Raw genomic sequence first — 16,164 nt, 5'->3', positions numbered from 1 at the left:
GTTGACTTTCACGTCGGGAATTGGTAAACTGACGAAGGAAATTCAAACCAATAACCAAATTCATTGCGGAGGTGCCTTATGTCTTCAGTAGTTGTAGTCGGAACCCAGTGGGGGGACGAAGGTAAAGGCAAAATTACCGATTTTCTTTCACAAAATGCCGAAGTGGTTGCGCGTTACCAAGGTGGTAACAATGCGGGACACACGATTAAATTTGACGGAATAACTTATAAACTTCACCTGATTCCATCAGGGATTTTCTTTGATGATAAAATCTGCGTACTCGGAAATGGCATGGTCATTGATCCGAAAGCGCTTCTTGAGGAATTGAAATACCTTCACGATAAAGGTGTTTCCACAGACAACCTGCGGATCAGCAACCGTGCGCACGTCATTCTTCCTTACCACTTGAAGCTGGATGCGCTTCAGGAAGAGGAAAAGGGCGCCAATAAGATCGGAACGACGAAAAAAGGAATTGGACCGGCTTATATGGACAAAGCGGCCCGTACAGGAATCCGCATAGCCGATCTCATGGACAAGGAGAGCTTCCGTGAGAAGCTGGAGCAGAACCTTGCCGAGAAGAACCGTCTGTTCGAAAAAGTGTATGAAACAGAACCGTTCACCGTGGATGAAATTCTTGATGAATACTACGAGTATGGTCAGAAGATCGCTTCTTATGTATGCGATACGTCTGTCGTCCTGAATGACAACCTTGATGACGGCCGCCGCGTCCTTTTCGAAGGCGCCCAGGGTGTGATGCTCGATATCGACCAGGGAACTTACCCGTTCGTCACATCCTCCAACCCGATTGCCGGTGGAGTTACGATCGGTTCCGGTGTCGGTCCATCTAAAATCAAGCACGTTGTCGGTGTATCCAAAGCCTATACGACGCGTGTCGGCGACGGTCCATTCCCGACGGAGCTTGAAAACGAAACCGGCGACCAAATCCGCGAAGTCGGCCGTGAATACGGAACGACAACAGGACGTCCGCGCCGTGTCGGCTGGTTCGACAGTGTTGTTGTCCGCCACGCCCGCCGTGTGAGCGGAATCACGGATCTTTCCCTGAATTCGATTGATGTGCTGACAGGCATCGAAACGCTGAAGATTTGTACGGCCTATAAGTACAAAGGTGAAATCATCGAGGAGTTCCCGGCCAGCTTGAAAGTTCTCGCTGAATGTGAACCGGTCTATGAAGAAATGCCGGGCTGGACGGAAGACATCACGGGTGTGAAAAACCTGAGCGAACTGCCGGCCAATGCACGCCATTACATCGAACGTGTGTCACAGCTGACAGGAATTCCGCTTTCTGTCTTCTCTGTCGGTCCTGACCGTTCTCAAACGAACGTCGTCCGCAGTGTGTACAGCGAATAATCAACGAGCACCTGGCTGTTATCAGTCAGGTGTTTTTGTATAGGATAACGATAAAGGAAAGGAGTGTTTCATGTGAAACGCATTTGTATTTTTGCCGGGTCAAGTGCAGGAAGCAGCCCGGTCTTCGCTGAACAGACAAAAATTCTGGGACAGGCCCTCGCTTCCCGTGGGATTGAACTCGTCTACGGAGGAGCCCGGAGCGGTCTGATGGGCGCTGTGGCTGATGAAGTCCTTGCACATGGCGGGTCCGTTACAGGCGTCATGCCGACACATCTTTTTGATAAAGAAGTTCCCCACCCGGATATTACGAAAATGATTGAAGTGGACACTCTCCATGAGCGAAAAGCGAAAATGAGTGAACTGGCTGATGGGTTCATCGCTCTTCCCGGCGGCTTCGGTACGCTTGAGGAATTGTTTGAAACGGTCAGCTGGGCACAAATCGGCATTCATCAGAAGCCTGTCGCCCTCTTCAACATCGAAGGGTATTATACCCCTGTGATGAAGCTCGTGGAACACAGTGTCCAGGCCGGATTCGTGAAAGAGGAGCACCAGGACTTGATGGCAGCCTCTTCGGATCCGCACCAGCTTTTGGATGAAATGGAAGCAAAAGAAAAACCGGGCCTTCGCTGAGGTCCGGTTCCTTCTTATACGTGAATCGTTTTTGAAAAGATCAACCCGAAGTACCGGTATGTCACTTTAATTTTGCTGATGGTTGTTTCTTCGGCAATGCTCAGGCCATAGATGGTGGCAGGGGCTGGATCAGTGGCAGCGGCAACGGTTTTAGCAGCAAGAGGAGAGGTATCGGGTCCTAGTGAGAATGAGGTGAAATCCTGCGTGCGTTGGTTCTCACCGAGGAGCGCATGTGTATCCGTAAGGGTGAAACCTTGTTCTGTGTCGCTGATCTGAACATTCACGTGGGAAGGAGCTTCATCATCATTAATGGAAACATCCGTAATGTGGATACTTCCCAGCATGCTTTTGTTTCCTAAAGCAACAATGACCGACTGTTTGTCCTCTGTCGATCCAATCGATCCGTGCTCAAGCGGCGGATTCAGCTTCAGATAGGCAATGAACGATACCAATAAAAAGATAAGGGCGTAAACCAGATAGCGGAACCATATCCTCGTCAACGAGATCCTCCTTTCTATGTATAATGGCAGCTGTTCAGACAAAGGACTGAAGAATATCTTACATTCTATGAAATTTACTATTGCTTCCCCTTTGACCGTGTGGTACGATAGATATCGTTGCGGTGAACGAGCCGTATTGGTCCGGTAGTTCAGTTGGTTAGAATGCCTGCCTGTCACGCAGGAGGTCGCGGGTTCGAGTCCCGTCCGGACCGCCATTTTCATTATATCATTCTGTGTAGTCGAATTCACACGTAATGTGATTCAGTAATGGAAAGAAGAAGTCGAAAGCTCGGTAATTGCAGGAGCTTCATCGGTTTTGAAAAATTTCATCTTCCTAGGGCTCGGTAGCTCAGTCGGTAGAGCAACGGACTGAAAATCCGTGTGTCGGCGGTTCGATTCCGTCCCGAGCCACTTCTTTAAAAAGCCTGTAGAGGAACTTTATGTTCCTCTACAGGCTTTTTTGTGTTCAATTACAGGAAAATATTATCCGTGTTTCCACATCCTCATTTTGATGCTAATTTATATCAATATATATAAGATTATTATCTATTTCGTAAAATTGCCAGGAAAATTATATCTTTTTTACAAGTTTTAAAATCTATTTTATTAAAAGTTTGGCTATGATAGATTAATGAAAGTGAATTTTACATTTTTTTATAGATCGATACACATAAAAATCCAGGGGGAAGGAAACATGTGGAAGAAGGTTGTCATCACGGGAATTGGAATCGCTGTACTCGGAGTCGGAACGGTTTATGCAGAGCAGTCCATGCAGACCGTTTATCACGTCCAGATGGATGGCCGGGAGATTGGTACCGTGACGGAGAAGGCTGTTGTCCAGGATGAACTGGAAGCATTGGTGAAACAGAAGGAAAAGAAGCATGAAGATTGGAACTTGACGGTGGCTGAAGATATTACATTCAAGCCGGAGCGCGTCTTTTCTGTTGAAGCAGACGAGGGAGAGGTGCTTGACCACCTGGAACAGGACGTGTCGTACGCGGTGGAAGCGGTACAAGTCCAAGTGAATGGGCAGTCCATCGCTTACCTTCCGGAGGCCGGAGATGTAGAGGAAGTGATGGAGACGTTAAAAGCGGAATACGTCAATGACGAGCGCGGCTCGGAGGAAGAGGACGTGTCTGCCGGCGCAACAGAACTTGAAAACGTCTACGTCAATGGTGTGATCGACTATGCCCCTGTTCAAGCGGCTCCTTCGTCCATCAATACCGTAGAGGAGACGGTGGACCGCATTCAAACCGGTAACATGTCAGAGCAGGTGTCGCTGAGCAGCGGCGAACCGCTGGTCGATGTGATCGTAACCGAACAGGAACGGGAAGCAGAAATGATTGCCCACAAGGTCGAAGTCCGGAATACGGATGCCCTGTATGAAGGAGAAACGGAAATCCATCAAGAAGGACAGGATGGGAAGAAGGAAACCTTGATTCAGACGGTGACGGAAAACGGCGAGACCACAGAGGAGGAAGTCCTTGAAGAGGAAGTCGTCGAGGATCCCGTCACACAAGTCGTGTTGAAAGGCACGAAGCCGTCGCCATCCACCGGATCCGGGAACTTTGTGTGGCCGGCAGTCGGAGGAGTCATTACGAGTAAACAGGGAGAACGCTGGGGGCGTTATCACAAAGGGATCGATATCGCCGGCGTTTCCGATCTGACCATCAAAGCCGCCGATCACGGGAAGGTGACCGAAGCCGGTTACCAGGAGAGCTTTGGAAACAAAATCGTCATTGATCACGGCAACGGCTATGAGACACTGTATGCCCACCTGTCTTCCATCGATGTCCAGGTGGGGGACAAGGTTCAGCAGGGTGAAAAAATCGGGGATATGGGAACGACCGGCCATTCCACCGGTGTCCATCTCCACTTTGAAGTGCATAAGGATGGCGGCCTGGAAAACCCGCTTTCCCACGTATCTCAATAATGAAAAGCCGCTATGCAGAGTCATAGCGGCTTTTTTCATGGGAATGACTAATCATGGAGGCCTATAGATAGGATGAACGGATGATTTCCTGTCGTGTCTTCAGATGAAATAAGACATTTGGCAGGAAATAAGTTAAAATGAGGGAAAGAACAGAAGTCGATGAAAGGGATGAGACAAGATGGCTCAAAAGATCTTAGTTGTAGACGATGAAAAACCAATTGCTGATATATTGAAGTTCAACCTTGAAAAGGAAGGCTATGAAGTCGTGTGTGCCTATGATGGGGACGAAGCGATTGCTAAAGCGGATGAGGAAGAGCCGGAACTGATACTGCTTGATATTATGCTTCCGAATAAAGATGGCAATGAAGTGTGCCGGGAAGTGCGTAAGCGCCACAATATGCCGATCATCATGCTGACGGCTAAAGACGCTGAAATTGATAAAGTGCTCGGACTGGAAATGGGTGCGGATGATTATGTAACGAAACCGTTCAGCAACCGTGAACTGATTGCCCGTGTCAAAGCAAACCTGCGCCGCCAGCAGCAGGAGCCTGAGGATTCCTCCCAGCAGACGAAGGATATTGAAATCGGCCGCCTGGCGATCCATCCGGATGCTTATACGGTGACGCGTGATGGGACATATATCGAGCTTACCCATCGTGAATTCGAGCTGCTTCACTACTTAGCCCGCCATATCGGACAGGTGATGACGCGTGAACACCTGCTTGAAACCGTATGGGGCTACGATTACTACGGTGATGTCCGTACCGTTGATGTGACTGTCCGCCGTCTCCGTGAAAAAATTGAGGAGAACCCGAGTAACCCGATGTGGATCGTGACACGACGAGGGGTCGGCTACTATTTGAGAAATCCAGAGCAGGACTGACTTTATGAAGAAAGTGGGTTTCTTTCAGTCGGTTCGGCTGAAGCTGATTGTTGTTTATATACTGCTTTTATTATTAGGCATCCAAGTGATTGGGGCCTATTTTGTTAGTCAGCTTGATAATCAGCTGACAAGCAATTTCACCAGTTCCATCGATAACCAGCTGAACTCCCTGACTTTCAGCCTGCAGAATGCGTTTAACGCCGAACGGGACGAAGACAGCCCGACACTGGAGGATGAAGTGCAGGGGCTGATCAGTGACTTTATAGAAGAAACGCAGAGCATCAATCCCCGCAAACTGCAGATTTTGAACAGCAACTCCAATATCATCGCCTCGGTCGGCAACCGGGATGATTCATCCGATATCGGAAAAAAGGTCACGGATTACCAGCTGACCAACGTGCTGGTTATCGGTGAGGCGACCGAACCGAAGTTCAAGCGGGAAGAGGGCAGCAATGACCGCGTGTATGTAGGCACGCGTCCGATCACCGATGAAACGGGCGAGGAAGTCCTCGGTCTTCTCCATTATGAAATCTACGGGGATGAAATCTCGACACAGATGCAGGAGATCAGCAGTATTTTTGCCAAAGGGACGGTCTTAGCCATCGTCGTAACGGCTCTGCTCGGGATTTTGGTGGCCCGGACCATTACGAAGCCGCTGACGGAAATGAAGCGTCAGGCCCAGATTATGGCGACGGGTGACTTTTCCCAGAAGGTCAATGTCCGGGGAAATGATGAAATCGGCGAACTGGGGCATGCGTTCAACGATATGAATGATAAATTGAAGCTGGCTCAGGCGACTACCGAAGGAGAGCGGCGGAAGCTGAGTTCCGTGCTTTCCAACATGTCGGACGGCGTCATTGCCACGGACCGGCTGGGTGCGATTATTTTAATGAACGCGCCGGCTTCCAAGTTGATCGGCCAGCGCTTTGAGGATATCCAGGGGCAGTCGCTCATCGATGTGCTCGATTTGAGCGACCAGATTGAAGAAATGGACGAAGTCGAAGAAACCAACTCGATGATTATCGATTTGAGCAACGACGATGATCACCTGTTATTGAAAGCGAACTTCTCGGTGGTGGAGGATGAAAACAATGAAATGGACGGCTTCATCACGGTAATCAGTGATGTTACCGAGCAACAGCGCGTCGAGCAGGAGCGCCGCGAATTCGTTTCCAATGTTTCCCACGAACTCCGCACACCATTGACGACGATGCGCAGCTACATCGAAGCACTGAACGATGGAGCATGGCAGGATCCGGAGATCGCTCCGCGCTTCCTTGATGTCACCCAGAATGAAACGGACCGGATGATCCGGCTCGTCAACGATCTGCTCCAGCTGACGAAAATGGATCATAAAGAAACGACCCTTATGAAAGAACGGGTGGAATTCGTCAGCTTCTATGAAAGCATTATCGAGCGCTTTGAAATGAACAAGGATGATAAAGTAAACTTCGTCCGCAGCCTGACGAAGAAAAAGATGCATGTATGGATCGATAAGGATAAAATCACCCAGGTGTTGGATAATGTGATTTCCAACGCCATCAAGTATTCCCCGGAAGGCGGGCGGATTACCTTTGAAGCCTCTTCAACGCGGAAACAGCTGCGTGTCAGCATTACCGATGAAGGCATCGGGATGCCTCCGGATACGGTCGATAAAATCTTCGACCGCTTTTACCGTGTAGATAAATCAAGGGCCCGGGAAATGGGCGGTACTGGTCTTGGTCTTGCAATTGCCCGGGAAATAATTGATGCCCACCACGGGAAAATATGGGCGGAAAGCCGTGAAGGGAAAGGAACAACCGTTTACTTTACCCTCCCGCTCATGAGTCAGAAGCGGAGGGATAAATCATGAATAGAGAAACGTTGAAGTCGATCATTCTCGTTATTCTGATTGCCTTCAGTCTCGTGTTGACCGTCGCCCTCTGGAGTTACCAGCCGGCTTCGGAAACGTTGGAAGAGGGTGGAAGCACAGCCGACAACAAGCTGGAAGGCCTCGGCACCGAAAAGGATCTTTCCGAGTTATTGATTCCTGAACTGGTCGTCTATCATGAAAATGAAGGACACTTCACATTTCCTGAACCGAATGGAAAGACGAGCTTTAATGACCAATTCAAAAAATGGTCGTTATCCAATTTTGATACAACACCCGGTGAAATCGATCTGAATACGATCGAAAAAGGCGTAGAAGTCATTTTTCCGACCTCTCTTCCGTTAAAAGTGATCAAAGACCTGTTTACCGTCAACAACAATGTCATTCTTGATAATATCAATAAGAATTTTGAACGGGTATTCCTTATCCAAAATGAGGAACGCTCTTCCTCTACTTATGAGCTTTGGTTCGTCCAGGCCGGCAGCCAGGGGGATGAAGTCACCTTGAAGGCAAGTGTCAATGCGAGTGCAGGGGACAAAGCACTGAAGGCGTTCGAAGATCGGAACGACCTGACGGAAATTGTCCGTCTTGCCGATGAAATGCCGGCCGTCGACGCCGCGAATACCGGCGCCAATCATATCTATCTGCCGAAGGATGATATTTCTGTGCCTCAGGTCGTCCTGCAGACGACGGCTGTGCCGGTCACACCGCTGCAGAATGATTTGTTCCCGTCGCCATCCAGCACCATCTTCTATGAGGCGGGAGAAGGAATCAAACGGACGAAAACGAATGACCGGAGGCTGGATCAGAAAATGGATGACCGGCTGATGGAGTTTCTATTTTTAACAACGAAGAGTATCAATGAATCCGGGATGACCGAATATGACCTGCTGACGAAAAGTGTGCAGGACATCAACAGTCATCTTGGCTGGACAAATGAATTCAGGATCGAATCCTTATCCACCGGGCTGGATGAACTGAAATACCGGATGTATTTCAATGAATTCCCGGTCATGGAAGACGAGGCTACAGAAGGGTTCGCGCAGATATCCATGACGTATGAGGATAGTGACATCCAAAGCTACGACCGGCCGCTGATCAAGTTCGTACGGACGCCGTATGAAACAGATTCCATGGCTGAACTGCAGTCTGTCGATGAAGTCATTAATCAAGTACAGAATTCCAACACGTATGACTTCAACAGCATCAAAAATATCGGGATTCGCTACACGTTGGAAGAGCAGACGAACAATCTGGCGTACAACTTGATACCGGAATGGTATATCGAAACGGAATCCGAAAGCTGGGCACCATTATTCAAGGAAGAGCCGATGCCGAATGGCGACGCGGCACCTTAAGAGGAAGGCGGGATAACGAATGCAGTGGGGCCAGATAAAATTGTTGTTCATCCTCAGCTTCTTGATTCTCGACCTTTTCCTCTTGCAGCAGTTTATCACCAAACAGTCGCAGGATGTTCTGGGACAGATTTCAACAGCTGAAGAAAATATTGAAACCGAGCTTGAAGAAGATGGCATAACGATCGCCGATGACGCCAACCCGCAGGAGCCGGGGGAAGTGTCGACGATCAAGTCCTCAGGCAGCACGTTCTCTGATGAAATTCTTGGACAGATCGAAGATATGGACGAAGAAAACCAGACCGTCGAAGTGCTGAATGAAAACCGAGTACTGAAAGTCGAACTGGACGAGCCGGTTCCTGTCACAAAGGATAATTTGATCGAAAAAGTCCGGGCGCTCGTGCCGTTCTATTCCCAGTATTCGTTCTGGGGATGGAATGAAGAAAAAGGAGCGGCGCTGTTTTTCCAGAAAGCCAACGACCGGACGATCTACTTCAATAACAGCGGATCCCTGCTCGTCTCGATTGAGGACGGGAAGATTACCGGTTATGTAGCGACGATGCTTGCGTTCAATGAAGGGGAAATGATCATTGATTCCGAACAGGACGGGGCGGTTATAGCGCCCCTCAGTGCAATGAGAAATCTCCGTAACCAAGGGATGCTGAAGAGCGGAGACGAAGTGACCTCGATGAGTATCGGGTATTACACAGAAATTTTTGTTGAACCAAGTGAGGAAAAAGGGGAGCAGGTCTTTGCCCCTGCCTGGAAAGTGACCGTCAATGGAGAACGCAGCCACTTTGTCTATGCTTTGTCGGGCGGCGTCATTGATGTCGAAGAAGGAGAATTTATCGAAGAAGAGTTACAAACGTACAATCTGCAGGAAAATCCATTAGAAAGTACGACAGAGGAGAACGAAGAAAGTGAAAACAATTAAATGGAGTGTCTTACATCATGACCTTACGCTTTAGTGTACTGGCTTCAGGCAGTACGGGGAACGCGTTTTTTATTGAATCAGGGGACGAACGGATTTTGGTGGACGCCGGCTTGAGCGGCAAAAAAATGGAAGGGTTGATGGAGCAAGTGGACATCGACCCCGCATCGCTGTCGCGGATCCTCGTCACGCACGAGCACAGCGATCATATTAAGGGGCTCGGCATCATGGCGCGCCGCTACAACCTGCCTGTTTATGCCAACGAGAAGACGTGGCAGGCGATGGAAGGGCAGATCGGCAAGCTGTCTCTGGACCAGAAGTTCCTTTTCGGAATGGAGGAAGTGCAGACATTCGGGGGCATCGATGTGGAAAGCTTCGCGGTATCCCATGATGCGGCGGACCCGATGTTTTATACGTTCCATCAGGACGGGAAAAAAGTGGCGCTGGTCACCGACCTCGGCTACGTGTCGGAGCGCATCAAAAAGACAGTGGAAGGTGCCGACGCCTATGTGTTTGAATCCAATCATGATGTCAGCATGCTTCGGATGGGACGGTATCCTTGGAATGTGAAACGGCGGATCCTCGGCGATTCCGGGCACGTTTCCAATGAAGATGCCGCGCTTGCCTTGACGGATATCATCACCGATCAGACGAAGCGGATCTACCTGGCCCATCTGAGTCTCGATAACAACATGAAGGACTTAGCCCGGATGTCCGTTTCCAACATTCTTGAGGAGCGTGGTTTCGAGCTGGGGACGAAGGTAGCGCTGTATGATACTGATCCCGCTGGAGCCACACCGATTTTTGAGGTTTAAAAGGTTTGATTTAGTTAAACATAAGGGAACAATACCTATTGAAGTTCATAGGAACGAAGGAAAGGTAAGGTGAAGCGGAGTGGGTTATTACGATGACCATTCACCCCAGACACAGCAGAAAAGAACCCGCAGGCGCTGGGTCATGCCGACCATCGTCGGAGGGGTTCTGGGTGCTGTGCTCGTCCTGCTTGCTCTCCCGGCACTCGTCCAGACCGAGCTGCTTCCATACGATATGACGATTCCGGAAGATGAAAGCGGCCTTGTGGATGACAATCAAGGACTGACCGGCGATACGAAGAGTGTATCTGTGGATGTAACGACACAGATTACCGATGTCGTCGAACAGGTCACCCCGACGGTTGTCGGCGTCGTCAATCTGCAGACGAGGGAGAATTTCTGGCAGGAAGGCGCTGAGGATTCCTCTCAGCAGGCAGGCGTCGGTTCCGGTGTCATTTATAAAAAGGAAGACGGGACCGCTTATGTGGTAACGAACAACCATGTTATTGAAGGCGCCAGTGAAATCGAAGTCGTGCTCGCTGATGAAACAAGGATTACAGCCGAATTGATCGGCGGCGATGTATTCACAGATCTCGCTGTTCTGAAAATGCCGGGCGATCAAGTGGAACAGGTGTCCGAGCTTGGCAGTTCTGAAGATCTGAAAGTCGGTGAACCGGCCATTGCTATCGGGAACCCGCTCGGCTTGAGTTTCGCCGGATCCGTCACGCAGGGCATCATCAGCGGAAAAGAACGGGCCATTCCGCAGGATTTCAACGGAGACGGCCTGGAAGACTGGCAGGCGGAAGTCATCCAGACCGACGCTGCCATCAACCCCGGAAATAGTGGAGGGGCGTTGATCAATATCGAAGGACAGTTGATCGGAATCAACTCGATGAAAATTGCCCAGTCCTCTGTAGAAGGGATCGGTTTTGCCATTCCGATCGATTCAGCCAAGCCGATCATTGATGAGCTGGAGCAGAAAGGGCAGGTCGACCGCCCTTATATCGGCATTGAAGCCTATGGCCTGAATGAAGTGCCGACATCTGAATGGGGCAATACGTTGAACCTTCCTGAGGACGTGGAAGGCGGCCTTTACATCCGCAGCATCCGGCAGATGTCACCAGCCGCAAAAGCCGGACTGGAGCCACTTGATGTCATTACCGCCCTTGATGGCGAACCAGTTGAGGATATCATTGACCTCAGAAAGTATTTGTACAATGAGAAAAATCCTGGCGAAGAGATGGAAATCACCTACTACCGCAATGGACAGCAGCAGACAACATCCATTACCCTCGGCTCACAGGAATAAATCATGAAAAAGAGTACCTTCGTTGTGAAGGTACTCTTTTTATGGTCAGGAATCGACATTCTTCTCTTTTGTTCAACATATGATTATCCACAGCCTGTGCATAGAGTTCTGGATAACTGTCATATATGGTAGGGAACATATATTCCGATACCATATAGCCATCAGTCATGTGAATATGTGGGTAAAATCTGTGTATAACCTGTTTATATCTAAGGGGAGCCTGTGAATATCAGAAAATTAACAAGGTTTGTGCATAAGTCTGTGGACAATTGTGGGTAACTGCTTTCGTTAGTGGCTGTTTTCCACATGTGTATGAATTTCAAACGTTCTCTCCATCGGTTCTGTGAAAAAAATGTCTAATGCTAACGTCATTCGTGAGTACCTGTTTAAGAGGCTGACTTTTTAACTCTTGGGAGATTGAATTTCCTGCGGTAATAGAAATTGAAGCTGTAAATCAGAGGAGTCAGGACTGCCGCCGGCAGAAACCAGAGCCAGATGCTCACACTTGAGATATTCAATAATCTTGGAGCACCAAAAACGACAAAAGCCGTAATGGTGGCGATTGAGCAGCCGATCAAGTTTCCGTAATGCTCAAAATACCAGTGCATTTTTGTTTTGGGAGGGGTGAGCCAATAGGAAAGCTGACCACATCCGAGCACGAGGCCCAGGATCGGGAAAAATTTCAGCAGGGCAAAATCATCGATCCAGCCGACCACCATAGTAACGAGGGACATGATGACGAGCAGACCGGATATCCCCAAATCATAAGGGTTGCGGTGAGCGTCTATCCGGCGTTTGAAGCGGAGGACACGGATGCCCATCCAGGCTGTCGCTGCACTCAAGACGGCGATAAACAAAAGAAAAAAGGAAAAAGCCTGTTCGGCTGATGATCTTTCCTGATCGATAAACAGGCGGTACAACCCCATGAACAGCGCACTGCCCGCGACTGTATACATGGCCCAGACGTATACCCAGCCGATTCTTCGGTGGGTACGGCCGCCTTTTTTCGTGACGAGGAGAATCCAGAATACGGTGAGGGCGGTAAACCCTGCGGCAATATGAAGCATGAGTATGATTGAAAATAAAGACATGGTTTTCACTCCTCTCTACTCTACCAGTTATACGGAGCGTAAGAAGGGAATTCCTGCATTCTTAACGATTTTTACAAAGGAACGACAAAATGGAGATGAAAAAAACGGATGCCCTTTTTAAGGACATCCGTTTCAGATTGTAGGAAAAGTACTTCTCCTCTAGCGGAGCTGTTCCCGCAGGCGTCACCAGCGAACACTCCACGTGACCTCCCCTATGGTCTTCTGGGATGGTTTTATCTAGGAGTGAAGGCGGTCGCTGTTCCACGTCTTTTTGATGATTTTCGTCAAGGCGAGGACAGCGATCAAGTTAGGGACCACCATCAATGCGTTGAAAGTATCGGCCATCTGCCAGACGAATTCCACCTGGACGACGGCTCCTGTTACAATAAACAGCAGCACGAACGCGCGGTAGGCCGGTACGGCTTTTTCCCCGAACAGGAACTTCACGTTCACCTCTCCGAAGAACGCCCAGCCGAGAATCGTCGTGAAGGCGAAGAACAAGAGGCAGATCGCGATAAACGGAATACCGAATTCACCGAGTCCGCGGGCAAACCCTTCCTGCGTAATCGCACTTCCTTCAAGCCCTGTTTTATGGGCGTCGGTTACAAGGACGACGAGGGCGGTCATCGTACAGATGATCACAGTATCGATGAAAACACCGACCATGGCGACAAGCCCTTGGTGGGACGGGCGCTTCACTTGAGCGACGGCATGGGCGTGCGGGGTGGAACCCATACCCGCTTCGTTCGAGAACAATCCGCGGGCAATACCGTAACGGATCGCTTCTTTCACTGTCGCACCGAGCACACCACCGCCGGCGGCCTCCGGACTAATCGCAGCCTGCACGATCAGCTGCAGCGTCGGCAGCACCTGATCCCAGTACTGCACCATAATGACGAGGCTTCCGCCGATGTACAACAGCGCCATGACGGGGACGACATTTCCGGCAAAGGTGGAGATCCGGTCAATCCCGCCGAATAAAATAAGACCGATTAAAATAGCAATCACAATACCAAGACCGAGATTGAGACCGAATGAAGTGGAGTCAAGCGCCTGATTCATCGCTGTAGCGATCGCGTTGGACTGCACCATGTTTCCGACAAAGCCGAGGGCAATGATGATGGCTACAGCGAAAAAGCCGGCCAGCCATTTGCTGCCAAGGCCGTCACGGATGTAATACGCCGGGCCACCGTGGACGGATCCATTTTTCTTTACCTTATAGAGCTGGGCGAGGACCGCTTCGGCGAAAATCGTCGCCATGCCGAAGAACGAGCTGATCCACATCCAGAAAATCGCACCGGGTCCACCGGCAGCAATCGCCGTGGCGACACCGGCCAGGTTTCCGGTTCCGACCTGAGCGGATATCGATGTGGCGAGCGCCTTGAACGAATGGATGCCTTCCTGTTTTTCCTTTTTGAAAAGCGGTGCGAAGGTAATTTTAAATCCTTTACCAAGAAAGCGCACCTGGATGAAGCGGAGCTGGAAGGTGAGCCATACTCCCGTTCCTAGAAGGAAGATGAGCATAACCGGCCCCCAGAGAACACTGTTTATATCTTTAAAAAGCTGCGTCAACTGTTCCACGTAGAGTTTCCTTTCTTTCTTTCGCTAATGAATAACCATAAAAAAGAGTATCGCACGTGGAAGCGTTTCACAGCAAGTGACATTTTGAGGCAGGTAGGTTATATATGAAAACAGTTGATCCAAACGACTGTTTTTACCTTTTGAAAAAGAGGATAAAGGAAGAGGAGGGTTTAGACACATGATACATGCAGCCTTAATAAACAATTGAAAGTGCATCTTGTGTGTAATCCAAAAAAGTCAGCTGGAAAAATTTCCAGCTGACCGAGGGATGTTGGGTGAGATTGATCTAATTTAATTAAAATATACCCAATAGGACCCCGACAATAGATATTCCAATTAAGATTAACAATACTTTTGTAGCAGAAATCCTTTTTTTAGCTATCAGATACCAGCTGAATATGACGGATATTAAACCTAACAAACCCGGGAAAAAGCTGTCTAAGGTTTCCTGTAACACAAGTGTTTCCTCACCATTAGGGATTTCAATGGCTGTACTCAATTTTACAAAAGAAGCGGCGAGGCCTCCAATGACTAAAATACCTAAGATGTTAAAGGCATCCCTTAATCTTTCCGACCCTTCACCTACGATGGTATCTATCGAATTAACCCCTAATTGATACCCTCTCATATATAGAAAATAAGAGAGCCATCCAGCTATGGAAACATATCCAACCATATAAAGCAGTACACCTAATGGGTTGCCGCTTGAGGATATAGCCATTGCTATGGATAACAGGACGGGGATTAAAATTCCTTGAATGGTTGAATCACCAATGCCCGATAAAGGCCCCATAGTGCTTGTTTTTACACTTACAAATATATCATCATCAATATCTTTTCCGTTAGCCCGTTCTTCCTCCATAGATGCAGTGATCCCATTGATCACGCTGCCCACTTGTGGTTCTACATTATGAAAAACAGAGTGACGTTCTAAAGCTTTTCGATATTCTTCCGGATCATCTTTATACAATTTCTTTATAATCGGAATCATAGAATGAGCAAACCCATGAGCTTCCAGCTTTTCAAAACTCATAGAAGATAAATTGTACATGGCCCAGTTCAACCATGACTTCCGCAGGTCTTTCTTTGTTAACTTCGGCATTTATATCACCTCATCATCGTCAGAAATTGGTGAAGGTGTTGAGTTGCTGGCAACTAAATAAATCACATAGGCAATAAGGAGCGAGAATATTGTGAGCGCTATCATGTTGTTGGAAATAAAAACAATGAACGCGAATCCTGTAACGAAGAATATAAAGTGAGATTTTTCACGGATTAAAAGATTCATCAGCAATGCGATCCCTAAAGCGGGCAGCAAGCCTCCTAATACATCCATCATGTGAGTCACTTTGTCCGGAACAAAATCAAGGAACGCTTTTACAAACCCTTCTCCTAAATAAACCGCAAGACCGATAGGAATGACTCTCAGCAGAAAGTTAACAATCTGAGGATATATCCCGTTGTTCCTGGCAATCCCCTGGGCATCTCCTTTTTTAGCGGCATTCTCTGCTCGTCTATTCCAGCCGGAGTTCAATACCATCATTAGATTGTGTAAAAAAAGACCCAGGACTCCAATTCCAACAGACAAAGTTACTGTGACCCCTGTGGAGGCCTCTGCAAGAATCCCTAACGCAATACCGCCATAGGCTGCATAGGTGATTTCCTGGTTCTGCGTACCCCCTGTGGAGATTGTTGCTATGAATGCTGCCTGGACAGCCACCCCTAAAATAATTCCAGTTGTAACATCCCCTAGAATAATCCCGATGATTAAACCTGCTACAAGCGGCCGGCCAATAGTGTAATAACCACCAGTGACACCAAGAAGCCAAGGAGATGATACGGATCCAAGGTAGCAGAAGATCCCTATGGCTAATGCTTGAATCATTAATATAATATCCATC

Annotated in this window: 14 protein-coding genes and 2 tRNA genes; 11 read left to right on the top strand and 5 right to left on the bottom strand. The window is 48.7% G+C overall.

Annotation, left to right across the window (positions count from 1 at the left end):
- Positions 1-78 precede the first annotated feature (78 nt).
- Positions 79-1,368 carry an adenylosuccinate synthase gene (locus ACXAGL_RS07115; RefSeq protein WP_027955905.1) on the top strand — a complete coding sequence of 430 codons (1,290 nt, stop codon included), beginning with the start codon at positions 79-81 and terminating at the stop codon, positions 1,366-1,368.
- A gap of 72 nt (positions 1,369-1,440) precedes the next feature.
- The gene (locus ACXAGL_RS07110; RefSeq protein ID WP_474990640.1) at positions 1,441-1,998 is read left to right on the top strand and encodes an LOG family protein; all 558 of its coding nucleotides are present in this window, start codon (positions 1,441-1,443) and stop codon (positions 1,996-1,998) included.
- A gap of 14 nt (positions 1,999-2,012) precedes the next feature.
- Here the strand turns inward: ACXAGL_RS07110 and ACXAGL_RS07105 are convergent, their stop codons facing one another.
- On the bottom strand, positions 2,013-2,498 hold the full coding sequence (locus ACXAGL_RS07105) for a hypothetical protein (protein WP_474990638.1): 486 nt from the start codon (positions 2,496-2,498) through the stop codon (positions 2,013-2,015).
- A 138-nt stretch (positions 2,499-2,636) separates the two neighbouring features.
- Here ACXAGL_RS07105 and ACXAGL_RS07100 point away from each other — a divergent pair.
- The 9 genes from ACXAGL_RS07100 to ACXAGL_RS07060 all read left to right on the top strand — a co-directional run bounded on the left by ACXAGL_RS07100 (position 2,637) and on the right by ACXAGL_RS07060 (position 11,591).
- Positions 2,637-2,713: transfer RNA gene (locus tag ACXAGL_RS07100), tRNA-Asp, on the top strand.
- 123 nt (positions 2,714-2,836) lie between these two features.
- Positions 2,837-2,909, top strand: a tRNA-Phe gene (locus tag ACXAGL_RS07095).
- 283 nt (positions 2,910-3,192) lie between these two features.
- Positions 3,193-4,431, top strand: a complete 1,239-nt coding sequence (locus ACXAGL_RS07090; protein WP_474990636.1) for a peptidoglycan DD-metalloendopeptidase family protein — start codon at positions 3,193-3,195, stop codon at positions 4,429-4,431.
- A 178-nt stretch (positions 4,432-4,609) separates the two neighbouring features.
- Positions 4,610-5,314, top strand: coding sequence for a response regulator YycF (gene yycF / locus ACXAGL_RS07085; RefSeq protein ID WP_027955909.1), 705 nt, complete (start codon positions 4,610-4,612; stop codon positions 5,312-5,314).
- A gap of 4 nt (positions 5,315-5,318) precedes the next feature.
- Entirely contained in the window at positions 5,319-7,166 is a 1,848-nt protein-coding gene (gene walK, locus ACXAGL_RS07080; RefSeq protein ID WP_474990634.1) for a cell wall metabolism sensor histidine kinase WalK, read from the top strand.
- On the top strand, positions 7,163-8,542 hold the full coding sequence (locus ACXAGL_RS07075) for a YycH family regulatory protein (RefSeq protein WP_474970116.1): 1,380 nt from the start codon (positions 7,163-7,165) through the stop codon (positions 8,540-8,542). Before walK ends, ACXAGL_RS07075 begins: the two co-directional genes overlap by 4 nt.
- A gap of 19 nt (positions 8,543-8,561) precedes the next feature.
- Positions 8,562-9,473, top strand: a complete 912-nt coding sequence (gene yycI / locus ACXAGL_RS07070; RefSeq protein ID WP_474990632.1) for a two-component system regulatory protein YycI — start codon at positions 8,562-8,564, stop codon at positions 9,471-9,473.
- 17 nt (positions 9,474-9,490) lie between these two features.
- Positions 9,491-10,285 (top strand): MBL fold metallo-hydrolase, encoded by a 795-nt coding sequence (locus ACXAGL_RS07065; RefSeq protein ID WP_474990630.1) that lies wholly within the window; start codon positions 9,491-9,493, stop codon positions 10,283-10,285.
- A gap of 79 nt (positions 10,286-10,364) precedes the next feature.
- Positions 10,365-11,591, top strand: a complete 1,227-nt coding sequence (locus tag ACXAGL_RS07060) for a S1C family serine protease (protein WP_474990628.1) — start codon at positions 10,365-10,367, stop codon at positions 11,589-11,591.
- Positions 11,592-11,977: 386 nt separating this feature from the next.
- On the opposite strand, the gene ACXAGL_RS07055 is transcribed toward ACXAGL_RS07060, so the two are convergent.
- From ACXAGL_RS07055 to ACXAGL_RS07040, 4 genes are all read right to left on the bottom strand, one after another.
- Positions 11,978-12,682: a DUF2306 domain-containing protein gene (locus tag ACXAGL_RS07055; RefSeq protein WP_474990626.1), complete on the bottom strand. Its 705-nt coding sequence runs from the start codon at positions 12,680-12,682 to the stop codon at positions 11,978-11,980.
- A 237-nt stretch (positions 12,683-12,919) separates the two neighbouring features.
- Positions 12,920-14,263, bottom strand: a complete 1,344-nt coding sequence (locus tag ACXAGL_RS07050) for an alanine/glycine:cation symporter family protein (protein WP_474990624.1) — start codon at positions 14,261-14,263, stop codon at positions 12,920-12,922.
- 295 nt (positions 14,264-14,558) lie between these two features.
- Positions 14,559-15,365 carry a PTS system mannose/fructose/sorbose family transporter subunit IID gene (locus tag ACXAGL_RS07045; protein WP_027955918.1) on the bottom strand — a complete coding sequence of 269 codons (807 nt, stop codon included), beginning with the start codon at positions 15,363-15,365 and terminating at the stop codon, positions 14,559-14,561.
- Complete coding sequence (locus ACXAGL_RS07040) at positions 15,366-16,163, bottom strand: PTS mannose/fructose/sorbose/N-acetylgalactosamine transporter subunit IIC (RefSeq protein WP_027955919.1); 798 nt, start codon at positions 16,161-16,163, stop codon at positions 15,366-15,368.
- Position 16,164: the final 1 nt, after the last annotated feature.

The organism is Halobacillus sp. ABA4_118 (genome assembly GCF_056160205.1).
The sequence above is the reverse complement of the archived record's forward strand: the minus strand, read 5'-3'. Positions and strand labels throughout refer to the sequence as shown.